The organism is Stenotrophomonas sp. GW821-FHT02D01 (assembly GCF_059421765.1).
The window spans coordinates 269,211-288,442 of the sequence record NZ_JBWKVP010000005.1; the positions used below are offsets into that span (position 1 = coordinate 269,211).

General features: G+C 66.4%; 16 protein-coding genes. 9 read left to right on the forward strand and 7 right to left on the reverse strand.

Annotated elements, in window-relative coordinates; all coding sequences use genetic code 11:
- The first annotated feature begins 52 nt into the window (after positions 1-52).
- The 3 genes from AC07UW_RS12820 to AC07UW_RS12830 all read left to right on the forward strand — a co-directional run bounded on the left by AC07UW_RS12820 (position 53) and on the right by AC07UW_RS12830 (position 3,246).
- On the forward strand, positions 53-361 hold the full coding sequence (locus AC07UW_RS12820) for a hypothetical protein (protein ID WP_025878335.1): 309 nt from the start codon (positions 53-55) through the stop codon (positions 359-361).
- Positions 362-511: 150 nt separating this feature from the next.
- On the forward strand, positions 512-1,444 hold the full coding sequence (locus AC07UW_RS12825) for an MBL fold metallo-hydrolase (protein WP_495212177.1): 933 nt from the start codon (positions 512-514) through the stop codon (positions 1,442-1,444).
- A 149-nt stretch (positions 1,445-1,593) separates the two neighbouring features.
- On the forward strand, positions 1,594-3,246 hold the full coding sequence (locus tag AC07UW_RS12830) for a M28 family metallopeptidase (protein WP_223497545.1): 1,653 nt from the start codon (positions 1,594-1,596) through the stop codon (positions 3,244-3,246).
- Positions 3,247-3,526: 280 nt separating this feature from the next.
- On the opposite strand, the gene AC07UW_RS12835 is transcribed toward AC07UW_RS12830, so the two are convergent.
- Together AC07UW_RS12835 and AC07UW_RS12840 are read right to left on the reverse strand one after the other, a co-directional pair.
- Positions 3,527-3,862: a hypothetical protein gene (locus AC07UW_RS12835; RefSeq protein ID WP_495212199.1), complete on the reverse strand. Its 336-nt coding sequence runs from the start codon at positions 3,860-3,862 to the stop codon at positions 3,527-3,529.
- Between the two features lie 31 nt (positions 3,863-3,893).
- Positions 3,894-5,228, reverse strand: a complete 1,335-nt coding sequence (locus AC07UW_RS12840; protein WP_025878340.1) for an MFS transporter — start codon at positions 5,226-5,228, stop codon at positions 3,894-3,896.
- A gap of 220 nt (positions 5,229-5,448) precedes the next feature.
- Between AC07UW_RS12840 and yedA the strand changes: the two genes are divergently transcribed.
- A complete protein-coding gene (gene yedA / locus AC07UW_RS12845; RefSeq protein WP_223497507.1) occupies positions 5,449-6,354 on the forward strand; it encodes a drug/metabolite exporter YedA in 906 nt (301 codons plus the stop codon).
- Entirely contained in the window at positions 6,351-7,250 is a 900-nt protein-coding gene (gene rarD / locus AC07UW_RS12850) for an EamA family transporter RarD (RefSeq protein ID WP_025878342.1), read from the forward strand. Before yedA ends, rarD begins: the two co-directional genes overlap by 4 nt.
- Positions 7,251-7,385: 135 nt before the next feature.
- On the opposite strand, the gene AC07UW_RS12855 is transcribed toward rarD, so the two are convergent.
- From AC07UW_RS12855 to AC07UW_RS12875, 5 genes are all read right to left on the reverse strand, one after another.
- Positions 7,386-10,244, reverse strand: a complete 2,859-nt coding sequence (locus AC07UW_RS12855; RefSeq protein ID WP_180831779.1) for a TonB-dependent receptor plug domain-containing protein — start codon at positions 10,242-10,244, stop codon at positions 7,386-7,388.
- Between the two features lie 458 nt (positions 10,245-10,702).
- Positions 10,703-12,019 (reverse strand): ABC transporter permease, encoded by a 1,317-nt coding sequence (locus AC07UW_RS12860; protein ID WP_495212178.1) that lies wholly within the window; start codon positions 12,017-12,019, stop codon positions 10,703-10,705.
- 13 nt (positions 12,020-12,032) lie between these two features.
- Positions 12,033-13,190 carry an ABC transporter permease gene (locus AC07UW_RS12865; protein WP_495212179.1) on the reverse strand — a complete coding sequence of 386 codons (1,158 nt, stop codon included), beginning with the start codon at positions 13,188-13,190 and terminating at the stop codon, positions 12,033-12,035.
- Between the two features lie 14 nt (positions 13,191-13,204).
- Positions 13,205-13,894 carry an ABC transporter ATP-binding protein gene (locus AC07UW_RS12870; protein ID WP_025878346.1) on the reverse strand — a complete coding sequence of 230 codons (690 nt, stop codon included), beginning with the start codon at positions 13,892-13,894 and terminating at the stop codon, positions 13,205-13,207.
- Positions 13,895-14,011: 117 nt separating this feature from the next.
- A complete protein-coding gene (locus AC07UW_RS12875; RefSeq protein WP_447944507.1) occupies positions 14,012-15,259 on the reverse strand; it encodes an efflux RND transporter periplasmic adaptor subunit in 1,248 nt (415 codons plus the stop codon).
- 202 nt (positions 15,260-15,461) lie between these two features.
- Here AC07UW_RS12875 and AC07UW_RS12880 point away from each other — a divergent pair, with 202 nt between their 5' ends.
- The 4 genes from AC07UW_RS12880 to AC07UW_RS12895 are packed head-to-tail and all read left to right on the forward strand — an operon-like array spanning position 15,462 to position 18,954.
- The gene (locus AC07UW_RS12880; RefSeq protein WP_495212180.1) at positions 15,462-16,358 is read left to right on the forward strand and encodes an ABC transporter ATP-binding protein; all 897 of its coding nucleotides are present in this window, start codon (positions 15,462-15,464) and stop codon (positions 16,356-16,358) included.
- A complete protein-coding gene (locus tag AC07UW_RS12885; RefSeq protein WP_495212181.1) occupies positions 16,355-17,134 on the forward strand; it encodes an ABC transporter permease in 780 nt (259 codons plus the stop codon). The genes AC07UW_RS12880 and AC07UW_RS12885 overlap by 4 nt, the downstream gene beginning before the upstream one ends.
- Positions 17,135-17,140: 6 nt before the next feature.
- Positions 17,141-18,355 (forward strand): sensor histidine kinase, encoded by a 1,215-nt coding sequence (locus AC07UW_RS12890; protein WP_495212182.1) that lies wholly within the window; start codon positions 17,141-17,143, stop codon positions 18,353-18,355.
- On the forward strand, positions 18,352-18,954 hold the full coding sequence (locus AC07UW_RS12895; protein WP_025878350.1) for a response regulator transcription factor: 603 nt from the start codon (positions 18,352-18,354) through the stop codon (positions 18,952-18,954). The genes AC07UW_RS12890 and AC07UW_RS12895 overlap by 4 nt, the downstream gene beginning before the upstream one ends.
- Positions 18,955-19,232: the final 278 nt, after the last annotated feature.

Consider the following 19,232-nt stretch of genomic DNA (forward strand, 5'->3'; position numbering starts at 1 on the left):
CACCCATGGCATGATGTCCGCGCGCCTCAGGCGCGATGACATGGAGTCTGCAATGGCCTGGTTGTCGCTGCTGCTGTTCCTGCCCTGGTTCATTCTGCTGGGCAGCCTGTACTGGCTGTTTCCGCGCCAGCCGCGTACCGCGCGGCGACGCCTGTTCGATGGCACTACGCTGGCATTGGCTCTGGCCCTGAGCATCGTGGCGATGCTGTGGGGCCACCACATCGGTCTGGTACAGCCGGGCGCTGGGCCGATCTGGCCGCAGGTGCTGGCGGTGCTGTATGCCTATGGCGCGTTCCTGGCGGTGCTGGTACTGGCGCTGCTGCTGCGGCCGCGGTTTGCATTGCGCCAGGCTGATCGGTAATGCCGGCCGCTGGCTGGCAATGGCATTCGCCGCGGCGTCCATGGGGTTACCGGCCAACGGCCGGCACCATCCGACCAAAGCCGCATCGATCACGCCATGCCGGCGCGCCTACCATGGGTGTCTGTTCCCGATCCTGCCAGGTGCGCGTCGATGACCGCCGATCCCAGCATCCACACCATCGATACCGGTTTCCAACGGCCTGATTTCGATGCCGCCTACATGATCATCGAAAACGGTCGCGCCGCGTTCGTCGACTGCGGTACCGGCCTGTCGGTGCCAGCGATGCTGCGGGCCCTGGCCGACAACGGGCTGGGCGTGGAGGCGGTGGACTGGCTGCTGCTGACCCATGTGCACCTGGATCATGCCGGTGGCGCTGGCCTGCTGTTGCAGCAGTTGCCCAATGCGCGCGCGGTGCTGCACCCGCGCGGCGCGCCGCACATGATCGATCCGACCCGGTTGATCGCCGGTGCCACGGCCGTTTATGGCGCTGAGGAAATCGCCCGCAGCTATGGCCGCATCGAAGCGATTCCCGAGCAGCGCGTGGTGGTGGCTGACGACGGCCAGCGCATCGACCTGGCCGGCCGCGAGCTGGTGCTGCTGCATACCCCGGGGCACGCGCTGCACCACTACTGCGTGTGGGATGCACGCAGCCGCAGCTGGTTCACCGGCGATACCTTCGGTATCTCCTACCGCGAGCTGGACAGCGCGCAGGGCGCTTTCATCTTCCCCACCTCATCGCCGGTGCAGTTCGACCCGGAAGCGATGAAGGCGTCGATCCAGCGCATGCTCGGTTACGCACCGCAGGCGATGTACCTGACCCATTACGGTCGTGTCGAACAGGTCGAAAAGCTGGCCGAGGATCTGTTCGAACAGATCGATGCGATGGCGGCGATCGGCCGCCAGTGCGACGGTCGCCCCGATCGTCATCGCTGCCTGCTGGCCGCGCTGCAGGCGCTGTACCTGGAGCGTGCACAGCAGCATGGCTGTGCGCTGGACCAGGCTGCAGTGAGCGAAGTACTGGCGATGGATATCGAACTCAACGCGCAGGGCCTGGCTTGCTGGCTGGACCGTGTATCGCGCTGACTTGCGCACGCCCTGGCGGCGGAGATCCGCTGCGCCCCTGGTAGATCCACGCCATGCGTGGATGACACGGTCCCGGGCCGCGCCGCGATGTCACGACCACGTTACACTCTGGTGACTTTCAAGCTAGCCGTGGTGTTGCCGTGAATCCGATGCGCGTGTTGCTGCTGTCGTCCTGCCTGTTCGTCGGTGGCCTGGCCCATGCGGCCAATGACCTGCCCGGCGGCGGCATCGATCCGCAGGCGCTGTCGCGTCATGTGCGCGTGCTGGCATCGGACGAATTCGAAGGCCGCGCACCGGCCACCGAAGGCGAAGAACGCACAGTGCAGTACCTGATCGAGCAGTTCCGCAGCTACGGCCTGCAGCCGGGTGGCGTGGACGGCAGCTGGGTACAGCCGGTACCGCTGGTGCGCGCGCAGCTGGATGGCCCGGCCAAGGCCAGTCTCGCCCTGAAGGGCGGCAAGCGTGCGCTGGCCAATGGTGTGGACGTGACCCTGCAGAGCCTGCAGCCGCGCACGCGCGTGCAGATCAAGGATGCACCGCTGGTGTTCGTCGGCTATGGCATCGATGCGCCCGAGCGCCACTGGAACGACTACAAGGACGTGGACCTGCACGGCAAGATCGCCGTGATGTTGATCAACGACGCCGATTTTGAAGCCGATGCGCCGGGTGCGTTCGATGGCAAGGCGGTGACCTACTACGGCCGCTGGACCTACAAGTTCGAAGAAGCCGCGCGCCGTGGTGCCGAAGGCGTGCTGATCGTGCATGAGACCGCACCGGCGGCCTATGGCTGGGCCACGGTGAAGAGTTCGGGCACCTCGCCGCTGTTCGACATCGAGCGCGGCCAGGCCGAAGCGATGGCCCAGCACACGCCGCTGCGTGGCTGGATGCAGCGTGAGCTGGCCGAACAGATCTTCGCTGACGCCGGCCTGGATTTCGATGCCGAGAAGCGCAAGGCGATGAGCGCGGACTTCCGCCCGGTTGCGCTGGACAACGCGAAGCTGAGCGTCGATTTCGCGCTCAAGCGCGAGCAGGTGGTGACCCGCAACGTGGTGGCCAAGCTGCCCGGCGGCGAGCATGCCGATGAGGCGGTGATCTTCTCGGCGCACTGGGATGCCTTCGGCATCGGCCAGGCCGACGCCAAGGGCGACCGCATCCGCCGTGGTGCGATCGACAACGCCACCGGCGTGGCCACCGTGCTGGAACTGGGCCGGGTGTTCGCCGCCGGCCCGCAGCCACAGCGCACCCTGTACTTCGTCGCCCTGACCGCCGAAGAGAAGGGCCTGCTGGGTGCCAGCTACTACGCCGCGCACCCGCTGGCGCCGCTGGACAAGACCGCTGCGGTGCTGAACATCGAGATGTTCAGCCCGGATGGTGCCACCCGTGACATCGCCTCGTGGGGCAAGGGCCGGGTGTCGCTGGAAGGCGACCTGGAACGCGTGGCCAAGGCCCGTGGCCGCAGCTACAGCCCGGATCCGAATCTGGAAGCCGGCTTCTTCTACCGTGCCGACCACTTCGCCTTCGCCCGCCTGGGCGTGCCGGCGATCACCATCGGCCCTGGCCTGGACAAGCTTGAGGGCGGCGTCGAGGCCGGTCGCGCGCTGCGCGAGAAGTACTTCGCCGACTGCTACCACCAGGCCTGCGATGCATGGACGCCGAGCTGGGATCCGGCGGGCCACGCGGCAGACACCCTGCTGGTCTACGACCTGGGCGCCGAACTGGCCAACAGCCGCCGCTGGCCGCAGTGGGAGAAGGAATCCGAATTCCACGGCGCCCGCGAGAAGAGCGAAGCCGCCCGCCGGTAAACGCACGGCAATGCCGGCCGTTGGCCGGCAATCTCCAAACGCACGGCAATGCCGGCCGCTGGCCGGCAACCCCAAACGCACGGCAATGCCGGCCGTTGGCCGGCAACCCCCAAACGCACGGTAGTGCCGGCCGTTGGCCGGCAACCCCCAAACGCACGGCAATGCTGGCCGCTGGCCGGCGATCTCCAAACGCATGGTAGTGCCGGCCGCTGGCCGGCAACCTCATGAACCTTCCGAACGGATATGCAGTTGCCGGCCAGCGGCCGGCACTACCGCATCTTCAGCCGCGTGGCCGCAGCAGCTTCCACGCGCCCCAACCGGCGAAGGCAAGCGCGCCCAGGTAACAGGCCACCATCGTGCGCAGACCGGCCACCGGTGCGGGGTTGATGCCCCGGCTCAGGCGCAGATGCAGGGTGCTGGTACCGCTGCCCAGATCCACTGCCAGCTGCAGCATAAGTGCAGCGCAGAACGCCAGCAGGGCAATACCGAAGCCGATACGTGGCCAACTCGCTTGGGCGCCGGGCCGGCGGATCATCCATGCCAGCAGGGTTGCCACGCCCAGACCCAGTGCGAGCCACACCAGCGGCGTGGCAGGAGATGCGGCGGCCACCGGCATTGCACCGGTGGCCGCGATCACTACGGCGCGTTTACTTGCGCGTGCCGTCGAGCCAGTTGGGGCCCTTGTTGGTGAGGAAGAACACATAGACCACCAACGATACCGCGATCGTCGCGGTGACGTAGATGGCGAACCAGTCCACGTGGCCGGTCTTCAATGCGCCCTGGTACAGCAGCGGCGCGGTGCCGCCGAACAGCGAGTTGGCCAATGCATAGCCGAAGCCCACGCCCAGCGCACGAATGTGGGTGGGGAACAGCTCTGCCTTCACCACGGCGTTGATGGAGGTGTAGCCGGTGAGGATGACAAAGCCCAGTGCCAGGGTGAGGAAGGCGAGGGTGGCATCGTGCTGGTGCGGCAGCTGGGTGATCAGGTACCAGCTGTACAGCACGCCGCCCACACCGAAGAACACCAGCAGGCTCTTGCGGCCGATGATGTCCGACAGCCAGCCGCCCACCGGCTGCAGCACCATCAGGAAGGCCAGCACACCCAGGTTGATCAGGGTGCCGGTCATCGGATCGTTGCCGGCGAAGGCGCTCTGGATCATCTTCGGGCCGTTCACCGAGTAGGTGTAGAAGGCGATGGTGCCACCGGCGGTGATCAGGAAGCACAGCAGCAGCGGGCGCCACTGGTGCACGAACAGCTCGTACATCGAGCCGGACTTCTTGTCCTTGCCCTCGCGCGCGGCCTCGATGGAGGATTCCGACAGCGACTCGTCCATGCCACGGCGCAGCCAGAACACGACCACGGCGGCGATGCCACCGATGCCGAAGGCGATGCGCCAGCCCCACTCGGAGATTTCCGGCTTGGCCCAGAACGTCAGCATCACGAACAGGGTCAGCTGGGCAAGCACATGGCCGCCCACCAGGGTGACGTAGTGGAACGAGGACAGGAAGCCGCGGCGGCCCGGAATGGCGGCCTCGGACATGTAGGTGGCGCTGGCACCGTACTCGCCACCGGTGGCGAAGCCCTGCAGCAGGCGCGCGAACAGCAGGATGATCGCCGCCCAGATGCCGATGCTGGCAGCGGTGGGGGTGATGGCGATGATGAACGAGCAGAAGGCCATCAGCGTGACCGACACGGTCAACGCAAGGCGACGGCCATGACGGTCGGCGAAGCGACCGAAGAACCATGCGCCGATCGGGCGCATCAGGAAGGTCGCGGCGAAGATCGCCCACACGTACATGGTGGAGTTCTTGTCTTCGGGCGAGAAGAACTGCGATTCGAAGTACACGGCGAACACCGAGTACACGTAGACGTCGTACCACTCCACCAGGTTGCCGGCGGAGCCTTTGAGGGTGTTGGAGATGGAACGCCGCAGGGCGGCGCCGTCGGTGCTGGGGACAGCGGATTGGGACGTAGTGCTCATCCGGGTGGGGATCCTCGATGCGGTGCGTCCATGCGGGAAATTGCGCTGCCAGGCGCGCGGTGCGCTGCCGGCCAGCCTCCTTGGTACTGCAACCCACGTCAACGCCGGGTGCCGGAAGGGCGGGCGGGGCATGGATGGATGACAGCGTGCCACTACATGGGCTGCCGGACCATAACCAAAACGTCCTAAAATCCGTGTTCCCCCAGCTCCCTGGTGTGTCATGTCGGCTCCCCCCGTTCCGTCTGCGGCTGCCCCACGGGGCGGCCTTGTCGTGCTGGCACTGCTGCTGGTCTACGTGGTCTGGGGCTCGACCTACCTGGGTATCGCCAAGGCCCTGCATGGCGGCGCGCTGCCACTGACGATGGTCTCCGGCAGCCGGTTCATCATTGCCGGCGGCCTGATGTACCTGGCGCTGCGCCTGTTCTGGAAGATGCCCAGACCCACCCTGCGGCAGTGGCGCAACCTGGTCATCATGGGCGTGACCATGCTGGTGCTGGGCAACGGCATGGTGGTGCTGGCCGAACGCGAGGTGTCATCCGGCCTGGCCGCCACCGCAGTGGCCTCGGTGCCGCTGTGGATGGCGCTGTTCTCGGCCCTGCGCGGGCAGCATGCCAGCAAGGGTGAATGGCTGGGCATCGCCGTTGGCTTCGTCGGCGTGGTCTGGCTCAACGCCGGCAGCAGCCTGACCGCATCGCCCACCGGGCTGGTGTTGCTGCTGATCGCGCCGGTCGGCTGGGCGTTCGGCTCGGTGTGGGCACGCGGGCAGGACCTGCCGGGGCCGTTCATGACGGCCGCCGGGCAGATGATCTGCGGTGGCGTGCTGCTGGTGGTGATCGGTCTGGTCGTCGGCGAGCGCCCCACCACGCTGCCCGATAGCGGTGGCCTGCTGGCGATGGCCTACCTGTGCGTGTTCGGTTCGATCGTGGCGTTCACCGCCTACGTCTGGCTGCTGCAGAACGTGCGCCCGGCGCTGGCCGGCAGCTATGCCTACGTCAATCCGGTGATTGCTGTCCTGTTGGGGGCTGCATTGAATGGTGAACGCTTTGGTTGGCGCGACTTCCTGGCCATGGCGGTGATACTTCTGGGTGTGGTGGTACTGACGATGGCAAGGACACGCAAGCGATGAGCATGGACGAGAAAGAACAGCGACGGGGCCTGTTGATCACTGCCTCCACCTTCGTGCTGTGGGGGCTGGTGCCGGTGTACTGGCATCTGCTGAACGAAGTGCCCTCGTTCCAGATCATCGCCCACCGCATCATCTGGAGCACCGTGCTGGTGGTGGCCTGGCTGCTGATCGCATCACGGCTGGGCTGGTGGAAGAAGATCGCCGCGCAACCGCGCGCGCTGCCGATCCTGGCGGTATCGAGCCTGACCATCGCCTTCAACTGGGGCCTGTACATCTGGGCGATCAACGCAGGGCATGTGATCGAAACCAGCCTGGGCTACTTCATCAACCCGCTGGTGAACGTACTGCTGGGCGTGCTCGTGCTGAAGGAGCGCCTGCGCCGCGTGCAGTGGCTGGCGGTAGCCATCGCAGCGGTGGGCGTGGCCTGGCTGACCATCGATGCGGGCACGCCGCCGTGGATCGCGCTGGGCCTGGCGTGCTCGTTCGGCCTGTACGGCCTGCTGCGCAAGCTGGTGTCGGTCGATCCGGTGGCCGGGCTGGGCGTGGAAAGCCTGTACCTGTTCCTGCCCGCGCTGGGCTTCGCGCTGTGGTCGGAAAACGGCCATGGCGGTGGCTTCTTCGGTGGCTGGGGCTGGGCCAACGACCTGATGCTGATCTTCGGCGGGGTGATCACGGCGGTGCCGCTGATCGGCTTCGCCTACGGGGTCAAGCGCATTCCGCTGTCGCTGGTCGGCATCCTGCAGTACATCGCACCGAGCCTGCAGTTGCTGCTGGGCGTGTTCTTCTTCCACGAGGCCTTCGACACCGGCAAGGCGATTGGTTTTGCGGCGATCTGGGCCGGGTTGGTCCTGTACGTCGGTGACAACGTACGGGCGATGCGCGGCGCGAAACGATAGCGCCTCCGGGATCAGAGCCCTCCGCGATGCAAATGGAGCCGACCCTGTAAAAAAGAACGGCGCCCCGAGGGGCGCCGTTCTGCTTCCATCCACGGCCAGGAGAGAGTTGGCCGGGGCGGGAACGCGGTTGCAGGCTTAGAAGCGCTGCTGGTACTTCATGTACATGAAACGACCGATGTCGAAGCCACCGTAGTAGGTGAAGCTGCTGTTCGGCTGGCTGTACATGATCGGACCCTGGTGGTCGAACACGTTGTTCAGGCCCAGCGACACGGTGCCATCCCACGGCAGGCTGTAACGCACCTGCAGGTCGTGGAAGGTGTTGGAACCCACCTTGCGGCTCGGCTGTGCATCGGTATACGGCGAAACGAAGTCGGCCATGTTGCAGTCCGGGCCACCGCCCAGATCGTACGAGCAGGCTTCCTTCATGCCCGAGTAGTAACGGGCGGTCCAGCCGATGCCCAGATTGCCGTACTGCCAATCCAGGTTGAAGGTCGAACGTACGCGGAAGTCACCGGCCCAGCCCACGCGCTGCTCCACCGGGGTGGTGGCGGCGCTGTCGTTGCGCTGCTCCAGGTAGTCGGTGTAGGTGGTGTTCCAGTTGATGGCGAACTTGCCGTATGCGGTTTCCGGCAGGCGGTAACGCACACCGATGTCATAGCCGGCGGTTTCGCGGTAGCCGGCGTTGACCAGCGAACGATCCAGCGCCGAAACCTGGCCGCGGGTGGCCGCAGCGGTGGAACGGGTGAAGCGACCGCATGCCGAATCCACGCCCTGCACGTAGCACTGGTTGAGGATGTCGGTAGCCGACTCGCCCACGATGGCGTTGTCGATGCGGATCTTCCACCAGTCCAGGCTGACGTCCAGGCCCTGCACGAATTCCGGGCTGTAGACCAGGCCGACGGTCCAGGTCTTGGCGGTTTCCGGCTTCAGTTCCGGGTTGGAACCGGAGTTGAAATCGGAGGTGGCCTGCTGGCCCGGGCGGTTGGCAAGGTTGCCGTCCGAACCGGTCTGCTGACGGAAGTTGGCAGGCACGTTCAGCGCCTGGCAGCGTGCTGCCACGGTCGGGCTGCTGGCGGCGATGCCGAACTTCGTGTCGCACGGATCGGTGAACGAATCGCGGCTGGAAACCGCGCCGCCGTAGAGATCGTCCACGGTCGGTGCACGGAAGCCGGTGCCGTAGGTGGCGCGCACCAGCAGGCTGTCGATCGGCTTCCACTTCAGGCCGAACTTGCTGTTGGTGGTCGAACCGAAGGTGTTGTAATCGGTGTAGCGACCGGCCAGGTCCAGCGACAGCTCGCGGGCGAAGGCCATGTCGGCCAGCAGCGGCACCTGCATTTCCAGGTAGACCTCGTTGAGCGAGTAGTCGCCACGGGTCGGCTGGCCGGTGGTGCCGGCGATCTGGCCCTTCTGCACCATCAGGTCCGGGGTGTAGCTGGCTTCTTCGCTGCGGTGCTCAAAGCCCATCGCGCCCATGATGTCGCCGGCCGGCAGGGTGAACAGCGAGCCGGAGATGTTGGCGCTGGCGACCTTGGTGGTGCTGCGCATCTTGTCGACGAAGCGGGTGAACAGGTAGTCCTGCACGTCCTGGTTGCCCAGCGAGCCCGGGCCGGTGTAGCCCATCGGTGCAGCCGGATTCCACGGCACGCAGCCGGCGATCACCGCACCCGGCGTACCGCAGCGGGCCACGTCGCCGTCCATGAAGGACGGGCCGACGGCCAGGTTGACGTTCGGCTGGTACATGCTGCCGGTGCCAACGCGCTCGCCTTCATTGCGGTTGTACATGTAGCTGACGTTCCAGTCCCAGTAGCGCGAACCGGTTTCAAAGCTGCCTTCCAGGCCGAGGCTGGCACGCTTGGTTTCCAGCGTGTTCTCGGTACCGCGCGGCAGCTCTTCGGTGCGGTGCGAGAACAGCACGTCCTGGCCCCACTTGTTGAAGGTGCTGTCCTTGGACAGCGCAGCGCGCGTGCCGTTGCGCGACTGCGCAGCCGAGACCGAGTACGGGTAGCCGGCCAGGTGCTTGGTCGACTCGCGCTTGCTGTACAGCGCGTCGGCGACGATGCGCAGGTTGTCGGTGATCGAGAAGCCGCCGTTGGCGAACACCGAGGTGCGCTCCAGGCCGCTCAGCAGGCTCATGTTGGTCTTGGCGTTGGCGCCGTCAGCCGGATCCGGCGTGTGGAAGTTGCCAGCGCTGCTCGGGTCGCCGCCCGGGCCAACGGTCAGCGGCTTGCCACCGACGGTGACCGTGCCCCACTGGGTGGTCGGGCTCAGCGCGTCGACGTCGTCGGCATGGCGCGGGCCACCCGGGTAGCGGCTGAACTCGCGCGCATCGCCAAGGATTTCGTCTTCCTTGGTGCGCTCGGCGCCGACGCTGAACCAGCCGCGGTCGAAGGTCTTGCCGAAGGTGGCGCTATAGGAGCGCTTCTGGCCGTCGCCTTCACCGTACTGGCCGACATAGACGCTGGCTTCGCCACCGTCGAAGTTCTTGCGGGTGATGATGTTGACCACGCCGGCGATGGCGTCCGAGCCGTACAGCGCCGAGGCGCCATCGGTCAGCACTTCCACGCGTTCGACGATCGCCGACGGAATCGAGGCCAGGTCGGAGTAACCGCCGGCGCTGACGCCCATGCGGCGGCCGTCGATCAGCACCAGGCTGCGTTCCGGGCCGAGGTTGCGCAGGCTGACATACATGCCGCCGAAATCGCGCGACGAGCTCAGCGAGGACGAACGGCTCAGGCTCGGTGCGCCGGCTGCAGTGACGTCCTGCAGGATGTCGGCAACGTTGACGTAGCCCTTCTTCTCGATGTCGGCGCGGTTGAGTGCCACCACCGGCTGCGCGGTCTCGACACTGGCCTGGCGGATGCGCGAGCCGGTGATCTCGATGCGGTCGAGGTTGGTGGGGGTATCGCCGGCTTCCTGTGCGAAAGCGGGCGTGGTGCAGCTGGCGGCCAGCGCGATGACGATCGCGTTGCGCAGCGGGGTGGTCTTCAGGGACATCCGTGAAATCTCGTGTTTCAGAAAAAACATGCGTCCGTTCTATGGACGCGTGGGGTGCTGCAAACCAACGTGGGGGCCGGATTCTAGAGTGTTTTCATCGGTAACTGTTTGTCCGCGCGCGCTGTAACGCCGCGAAAATGAATCGCAACCAACAATCCACAGGTGTGCTGTGCGCGGCGTCACGCGCGCTGCGTTTGCGATGGGCAGAGGCACCGATAGCGGCAGTGTTTCCGCAATCTGTAATCGTTGTTGCGTGCGTACACGCATCCATCCACGCATGGCGTGGATCTACCGCAACAACGTCGGCATCCACGCCATGCGGATGGGCCAGTAGATCCACGCCATGCGTGGATGGGCCACCAGTAGATCCACGCCATGCGTGGATGACGTGCAAAGAAAAAGGGACGGAGCCTTCGCTCCGTCCCCTGCGCAACGCTCAATAAATCAATGCGTGATGCTCAGGTCTCGCGCAGCGCCGTGGTGATCGGCAGTCGCGCGGCGCGCAGTGCCGGGAACAACCCACCCACCAGGCCGATGCCCAGTGCCCACTTCAGTCCACTCCACAGCAGTTCCGGCGATACATGGAACTTGAACACCACCGCGCTGAAGTTGCTGCCGATGGTGGACACGCTGTAGCCGTTGAACAGCAGCCATGCCACAGCGCAGCCAAGCAGTCCGCCGAGCAGGGCCAGCAGCATGGTTTCCAGCATCACCGCAGTCACCACCGGCAGGCCACGGAAGCCGATCGCACGCATGGTGGCGATCTCGCGCGCGCGCGTGGCCACGGCGGCATACATGGTGTTGAGCGCACCAAACACAGCGCCCACCGCCATGATGGTGCCGATCACCTTGCCGAGGATGTCGATCAGCTTGGTCAACCCGCCACCCTGCTTGCTGTAGTAGACGCGGGTGGTTTCCACGTCCAGCTTCAGGCGCGGATCGGCGGCCACGGCGGCCTTGAACTGCTCGAAGCCGGCCTTGCCGTCGGTGCGCACGCTGATCGACTGCCAGGCACTGCGCTGGTAGGTGGTGGCCAGCGTATCGGCGTCGGTCCACAGTTCCGAGTCATGCGCATCGCCGGTAGCGAACACGCCCACGACCGTCCAGGTCTGGTTGCCCAGGGTGAGCGTTTTGCCAACATCCATGTCGCGGAACTGGCTCCTGGCGCCCTGGCCGACCACGATCTCGCGCAGGCCGGCGGCGAACCGGCGGCCTTCGACGATCTTGACCTTGTCATGCACGGCCCACGCCTGCGGGCCGACACCGCGGAATTGCGCGTTGACGTCGGTGCCATCGGCCTTGGACACCAGGTTGACCACCTGCGAGAGCTCCGGTGACAGCAGCGGCCGCCCCTGCGCATCGCGGGTGATGCCGGGCAGGGTGGACAGCGTGGGCACCTGTTCGCGGGTGATGACCGAGTTGGTCTCGGCCTGCGAACCGCCGCGCAGCACTATCGCGGTGGTGTCATCGCCAGTGTTGTTGAGCGTGGCCTGGAAGCCTTCGCCCATCGCCAGCATCGCCACCAGCACACCGACCACGCCGGCGATGCCGACCACGATCACCGAGGAGGCACCCCAGCGCTGCGGCAGGCTGGCAATGCCGATGCGGGTGGCGGCCAGCGCCAGCCGTCCACTGCGGGTGAGTGCCAGCCACAGCCCCACCAGCACCGCGATGGCCAGCACGCCGATCCACGGCAGGCCGATCCAGACGGCCAGGCCGGCGGCCAGCAACAGCACGGTCACCGCGTTTCCCAGCCATTTCTTGAGCTTGTTCATGTCGGTGTCCTCTTCAGCGGCCGGCGAGCGCGTCAACGATCTTCAGGCGCTTGGCACGCAGTGCGGGCAGCAGCCCGACCACGATGCCGATCACCACGATCAGGACGATGCCCACCAGCCAGGTCGGCGTCGGTACGTGCGGCGGCAGCATGCCCATGCTCTTGGGGCTGATGGCCGGCAGGATCAGCGCCGCCAGGCCCATGCCGATCAGCCCACCAAGGCCGATCAGCAGCACCGATTCGACCATCACCAGGGTCAGTACCGTGCTGTCCTTGAAGCCCAGCGTCTTCAGCGTGGCCAGTTCCGGAACGCGCTCGCGCACCGCCTGGGCCATGGTGTTGCCGGTCAACAGCAGCAGGGTGAAGAACACCGCGCCCATGATCGAGGTGACGATCATGCCGATGTCGGCGAACTGTTTCACGAACGCCTGCTGGAACGCCGATTCGGTCTGGGTCTTGGTTTCGTGGTCGGAGTTGGCCGAGATCGCATCGATGGCCTGCGCCACCCTTGATGACTGCTCCGGGTTGTCCAGCGTCACCGTGTACCAGCTGACCTGGTTCTTGATGTAGTCGTTGGACTCATCGAAGTACTTCCAGTTCATCATCAACTGGCGTTCTTCATTGGCCGCCAGTGCGCGATCCTTCGAGCGGTAGATGCCCTTCAGTTCCAGCGGCCAGTCGTTGCTGCCGCCACGTGGGAAGATGGTGGCCTGCAGCGGGATGGTGTCGCCGATCTTCCAGCCGAACTGCTTGGCCAGCGTCTCGCCGACGATCGCGCCGGTACGGGTCTGCTGCCAGTCCTGCAGCTGCGCCGGGTCGATCTGCAGCTCGCGGTAGACATCGAAGTAGTTGGGCGCCACCGAGAAGTTGGGGAAGAAGTTCTTCGGGTCCTGGTAGATGCCGCCGAACCACATGCCGTAGGTGACATCGCGCACGCCGCTGACCTGGCGGATCTGCGTCTCCAGGCGGATCGGCAGCGACTGGGTGATCGACAGGCGCGAAGCCACCACCAACCGGTTGGCACCTTCCACGCTGCCACCGGACGAGAACGCCACGCGCACCGAGTCGAGCATGCCGAACAGCAGGAACGCGGCCACCACCGACAGCAGGGTCAACAGGGTGCGGATGCGGCTGCGGAACAGCTGCGCCCAGACCAACGAGAAGTATTTCATCGCTGTGGCCTCCGTCAGTGGGCCAGCGGCGCGTCGGCCAGCTCGCCCTTGTCCAGGTGCACCGTGTGGGTGGCGTACTCGGCAGCCTTCGGGTCATGGGTGACCATGATGATGGTCTTGCCGTGTTCGCGGTTGAGCTGCTGCAGCAGGCCCAGGATCTCTTCGGCGGACTGGCGGTCAAGATCGCCGGTAGGTTCGTCGCAGATCAGGAAGGTCGGGTCGGAGACGATCGCGCGGGCGATCGCCACGCGCTGCTGCTGGCCGCCGGACAGTTCGTTGGGGCGATGGCTGCGGCGGTCTGCCAGACCGACCAGGGTCAGCGCGATCTCGGCATTGCGCTTGCGCTGCGCCGCGCTGAGGTGGGTCAGCAGCAACGGCAGTTCCACGTTCTTCTGCGCGGTCAGCATCGGCATCAGGTTGTAGAACTGGAACACGAAGCCGACATGATGGCTGCGCCACGTCGACAGCTGGCCGCCGCTCATCTGGTCGATGCGCTCGCCTTCGATGCTGATCTCGCCGCCGGTGGGGTTGTCCAGGCCGCCGATCAGGTTGAGCAGGGTGGTCTTGCCGGAACCGGACGGGCCCATCAGCGCGACGAAATCGCCGCTGGCGATATCCAGGTCGATGCCGTGCAGCACCTGCACCTTTTCGGGGCCACGCTGGTAGGTCTTGGTGATGTTGCGCAGTGAAACCAGGGTCGACATGGGTGGTTCTCCACGAAAGGCGGGAAACGGGGATGCGTCCCGGCCGACGGCCGGCACGCGTCGAACAGTGGTGCTTTCCAGCGGTACTGCCGGTGGCGCCACGTGGGCGCCGGGCCGTTACTGCGCTTGCTTCTGCTTGACCCTGGTGCCGTCGCGCAGGGTGTCCGGCGGGTTGACCACCACCGACTCTCCTGCGCTCACGCCCTTGAGGATCTGGCGGTCCTTGCCCATCGCCTGGCCCGCTTCGACCGTGCGTTGCTGCACACGGTTGTCATCGCCCAGTGCGAAGACAACCGACGCGCGCTCACGCTCGACCACCGCAGTGGCCGGAACGCGCACGCCCTGCGGCTTGGCTTCGGTCTGCGGCTTGGCCTGTTCCAGGAAGCTGACCCGCACGCCCATCTCCGGCACGATGCGCGGGTCTTTCACCTTCAGTGCGACCCGTACCTTCACCGTGGCCTTGCCGCGGTCAGCGGTGGGAACGATGGCGATCACCTCGGCCGGGATCTTCCAGTCCGGGTAGGCGTTGAGCGTGGCTTCCACCGGCATCTTCGGCTGCACGCGGCCGATGAAGGCTTCGCCGACCTCGACTTCGATCTCCAGCGATTCCATGTCGACGATGGTGCCGATGCCGGTACGGGTGAAGCCACCACCGGCCGACAGCGGCGAGACGATTTCGCCGGGCTGCGCGGCCTTGGCGGTGACCACGCCGGAGAACGGCGCGCGCACGATGTTGTTGTCCACGCCAAGGTCGGCGATGGACAGCTGGTCGTTGGCAACCTTGACGTTGCGTCGTGCGGTTTCCAGCTGCGCACGCAGGCTGTCACGCTGGGCCACGGCCTGGTCGTACTGCGAACGCGAGACCAGCTGCTGGCCAACCAGCGCCTGCAGGCGGCTGGCTTCAGCGGCGGCCTGCTTCTGCTGTGCTTCCAGGCCGACCACTTGGCTGCGTGCGGCCTGCAGCTGCGAGGCGTACAGGTTGCGCTGCGCGTCGGCATCGATCGGGTCCAGGGTGGCCATGATCTGCCCCTGTTCCACCCGCATGCCTTCTTCGATCATCACCTCGCGCACCTTGCCGGTGATCTTGGCCGACACCGTGGCCATGCGCCGGGCGACCACGTAGCCGCTGGCGTCGAGCACCGAACTGCTGGCGCTGCCCTGCTGGATGGCCACCGCCGGCGCGGTGTCCACTTCCACGGTGGGCGCGCGGCCGAACAGTGCGAATGCACCACCGGCCAGCAGCACGATGATCACGGCCACGGCGATCCACAGCCAGCGGCGGCCACCACTGCCGCCACTGGAGGCGGGCGGCGGCGACTTGCGGTCGATACGGAGTTCCTTCAACAGCTCGGCAGAAGCGTTCATTCGTTCCATCACAGGCGTTCGGGCGGGTGTGACCGGAAGGGCAGGCAGCGGCGGTTCCGGCGGTGGAGCGTGCGGCACAGCATGAAGGCAGGTGCATCGGCGATGGCAGTGACAGCTGTCATCCGATGTCATTGACGGCGGCAACTGCGAAATGTGACCACGGCGGCACAGGATGGCAACGTCCCCGCTACCGGTACCGCACATGGATACGATCGCCCCGTCGCTGGCCCGCCTGCAGCAGGTGCAGGTGCGTTACCGCGACCATACCGCCCTGCACGGCATCGACCTGCAGGTGCGCGCTGGCCAGGTATTGGCCCTGCTGGGCCGCAACGGTGCCGGCAAGAGTACCGCGATCAGCGTGCTGTTGGGCCTGCGCCGTGCCGACGCCGGCCAGGTCGAGCTGCTGGGCGGTGATCCGCAGCAGCGCGATCATCGGCTCGGCCTCGGCGTGATGCTGCAGAGCACCAGCCTGCCGCCGATGCTGCAGGTGGATGAACTGGTGGCGCAGGCCAGCGCCTGCTATCCAGACCCGCTGCCGCTGGCCGACGTACTGCAGCGTGTGGGCCTGCAGAAACTTGCCCGGCGCCGCTATGGCCAGCTGTCCGGCGGTCAGCTGCGCTGCGTGCAGTTCGCCATTGCCATCTGTGGCCGCCCGCGCGTGCTCTTCCTCGATGAGCCCACCACGGGCCTGGACATCCAGGCGCGGCAGGCGATGTGGCAGGCGATCCGGCAGCTGGTGAGCGAAGGCTGCGGTGTGCTGCTGACCACCCACTACCTGGAAGAAGCCGAGGCGCTGGCGCAACGGGTGGTGGTGCTGGAGCAGGGCAGGGTGCTGACCGATGCGCCGCTGTCCGAACTGCGCCTGGCCGACCGCCCGCGACGCATCCGCTGCCGCAGCACGCTGGCCGCCGATGAGGTGCAGCGCTGGCCCGGCGTCCAGCACGTGCAGCGCGACGGTGAGCACCTGCAGGTGTTGGCCAGTCCGGCCGAGCCGGTGGTGGCCCGCCTGCTGGCCACTGATGCGCAGCTGCGAGAACTGGAAGTTCAGGGCGCGGCACTGGCCGACGCCTTCCTCGACCTGACCCGGGAGGCCGCATGAACACCTTGACCCGTACCACCGCCGCCGGTGCCTCGCCCTCGGTCTGGCGTGCCCTGCGTCCGTATCGCGCCGAACTGCTGTCCGAGCTGCGTCGTGCCTGGCGCTCGCCGTCGTTCGTGCTGCCTTCGCTGTTGTTCCCGGTGCTGTTCTACCTGTTGTTCGGCGTACTGCTGGGTCGTGGCCACGCGCCGGTCTATCTGCTGGCGACCTACTGCGTGTTCGGCGCGATGGCGCCTGCGCTGTTTGGATTTGGCGTGCAGTTGGCACTGGACCGCGAAGGTGGACTGCTGACCCTCAAGCGCGCACTGCCGATGCCTGGCGCAGCGCCGCTGCTGGCACGGTTGGCGATGGCCCTGCTGTTCGCGGTGCTGATCGCGGCGATGCTGATGGCGGTGGCGTGCCTCTTCGGCGGCGTGCAGCTGCAAGCGGTGCAGGTGCTGCAGCTGCTGGCCGTGGCCGCGTTTGCGGCATTGCCGCTGGGGTCGATCGGCCTGCTGATCGGCAGCCATGTCGGCGCCAGCGCGGCACCGGCCATCGTCAACCTGGTCTACCTGCCGCTGGCCCTGCTGTCAGGGCTGTGGCTGCCGTTGTCGGCGCTGCCGCAGGTGTTCTCGACGATGGCACCGCTGTGGCCGACCTGGCACTTGGCGCAGCTGGCCCTGCCGGTGGTCGGGTTGCCGGCAGTGGGCAGCTTCGCCGGTCATCTGCTGGTGTTGCTGGGCGTAAGTGCGGCGGCGCTGCTGCTGGCGCGCCGCCGCCTGCGCCGGGTCGGCTGAACTGGCATGATCGGCAGCGATCGTCCCCGCCTGGAATCTTCCATGCCACCGAGCTGGCTTGCGTCCCTGTTGCGCCCTGCCCCGGATTCGGCGGTGGCCGAACTGCTGCGGCGTGGCAAGTCGCCCTGGAGTGGTGCGATCCACCTGCTGTGGTCGGTCTGGATCTTCCTCACCCCGGTGCTCGGGAATGGCTTCACGCTGCGCTGGTTGTTGCTGACGCTGGCCAGCTATCCGTTGTTCCTGCTGTTCTATGCCAGGGTGATGCTGGCGCCACGGCACCACGCCTGGCGCTACGCCCTGGGCATGATCGTGATGGCCCTGGTGCTGCTGCCGTGGTATCCGTCGGGACTGAGCTACTTCGTTTTCGGCTGCGTGATGATCCGCATGAGCAGCCGCGGCGGCTGGTGGGTGTACCTGTTGCAGCTCACTGGCCTGAATCTCCTGTTCTGCAGCACTGCGCTCTACTTCGGTTATCCGTGGCAGGCCATGGTGTGGATGCCGGCGGTGTCGTTCATTGTCGGGCTGGTGGTGAACGTGGAGGCCTTGAGCCATCAGCGCGACGTCGCCCTGCAGCTGTCCCAGGATGAGGTGCGGCGCCTGGCAACCACCGCCGAGCGCGAGCGCATTGGCCGTGATCTGCATGACCTGCTGGGGCATACGCTGTCATTGATCACGCTGAAGCTGGAACTGGCGCGCAAGCTGTACGACCGCGATGACGCGCGTGCCCGGCAGGAAATCGGCGAGGCCGAGGACATTGCCCGCGAGGCGCTGGCGCAGGTACGCAGTGCGGTCACCGGCATCCGCGCCAGCGACCTGGCCGGCGAACTGGCCTCGGCACGCCTGCTGCTGGAATGCCAACAGGTACACCTGCAGTACATGCCGCCGCCGCCGATGCCAGTGGAGGTAGAGCGTGGGCTGGCACTGGTGCTGCGCGAGGCGGCGACCAACATCGTGCGCCACGCGCAGGCGACCCGGGTGCAGGTGGATTTCATGCTTGAGGACCGACAGTTGGTAATGCAGATACGCGATGACGGCCGTGGTGGCGTGCAGGCCGAGGGCAACGGATTGTCTGGCATGCGTGAGCGGGCAGCAGCGCTGGGTGGCCAGTTGACGCTGCAGTCGCCGCGCGGGGAAGGCACGTTGCTGACCGTGCGCGTGCCCCTGGTGGCCGCGACTACGCCGCTGTCGCCGGCATCGCTGGCACAGGGAGGCGCGGCATGATCCGCATCCTGCTGGCCGAGGATCAGGCGATGGTGCGTGGCGCATTGTCGGCGTTGCTGGGCCTGGAACCGGATATCGAGGTACTGGGCAGTGCTGCCGACGGCGAAGCCGCCTGGCGCATGCTGCAGCAGCTGCAGCCGGACATCCTGGTCACCGACATTGAGATGCCGGGGCTGAGCGGGCTGGAACTGGCCCAGCGCATCGCCCGCCATGAACTGCCGATCAAGGTGGTGATCGTGACCACCTTCGCCCGTGCCGGTTTCCTGCGTCGCGCATTGGAAGCGGGCGTACTGGGCTATCTGCTGAAAGATGCACCGGCCGAGAACCTGGCCGAGGCACTGCGCAAGGTGAAGCAGGGCATCCGTGCGATCGATCCGCAGCTGGCGCTGGATGCGTGGTCGCAGGCCGACCCGCTGACCGACCGCGAGCGCCGCGTACTGCGCCTGGCGGGCGAGGGCCGCACCGCCAGCGAGATCGCCGAGCAGCTGGGGCTGTCGCACGGCACAGTGCGCAATTACCTGTCCGAATGCATCGGCAAGCTGGGCGTGGCCAACCGGATCGAGGCGTATCGGCTGGCGCGGCAGAAGGGGTGGTTGTAGGGGGGTGTCACTTTTCTTTTCGCGCGAAAAGAAAAGTAACCAAAAGAAACGCGCCGCCAGCCGCGAGCCGGTGCTGCGCACCGATGCCCTGTGCTCCTCGGTCCGTCGAGGGAGGGCGCGGGAACTCGCTGCGCTCAGACACCCGCGCCTCTTCGCCCTCGCCGGACCTGTGGTGCTCGGCTCGCTCAAGGCGGAATGGAAGGTCAAGATCAACGGCAAAGGCATCCACGCATGGCGTGGATCTACTGGGTGCAGCTGCGGCTTTTGACGTTGGGTCC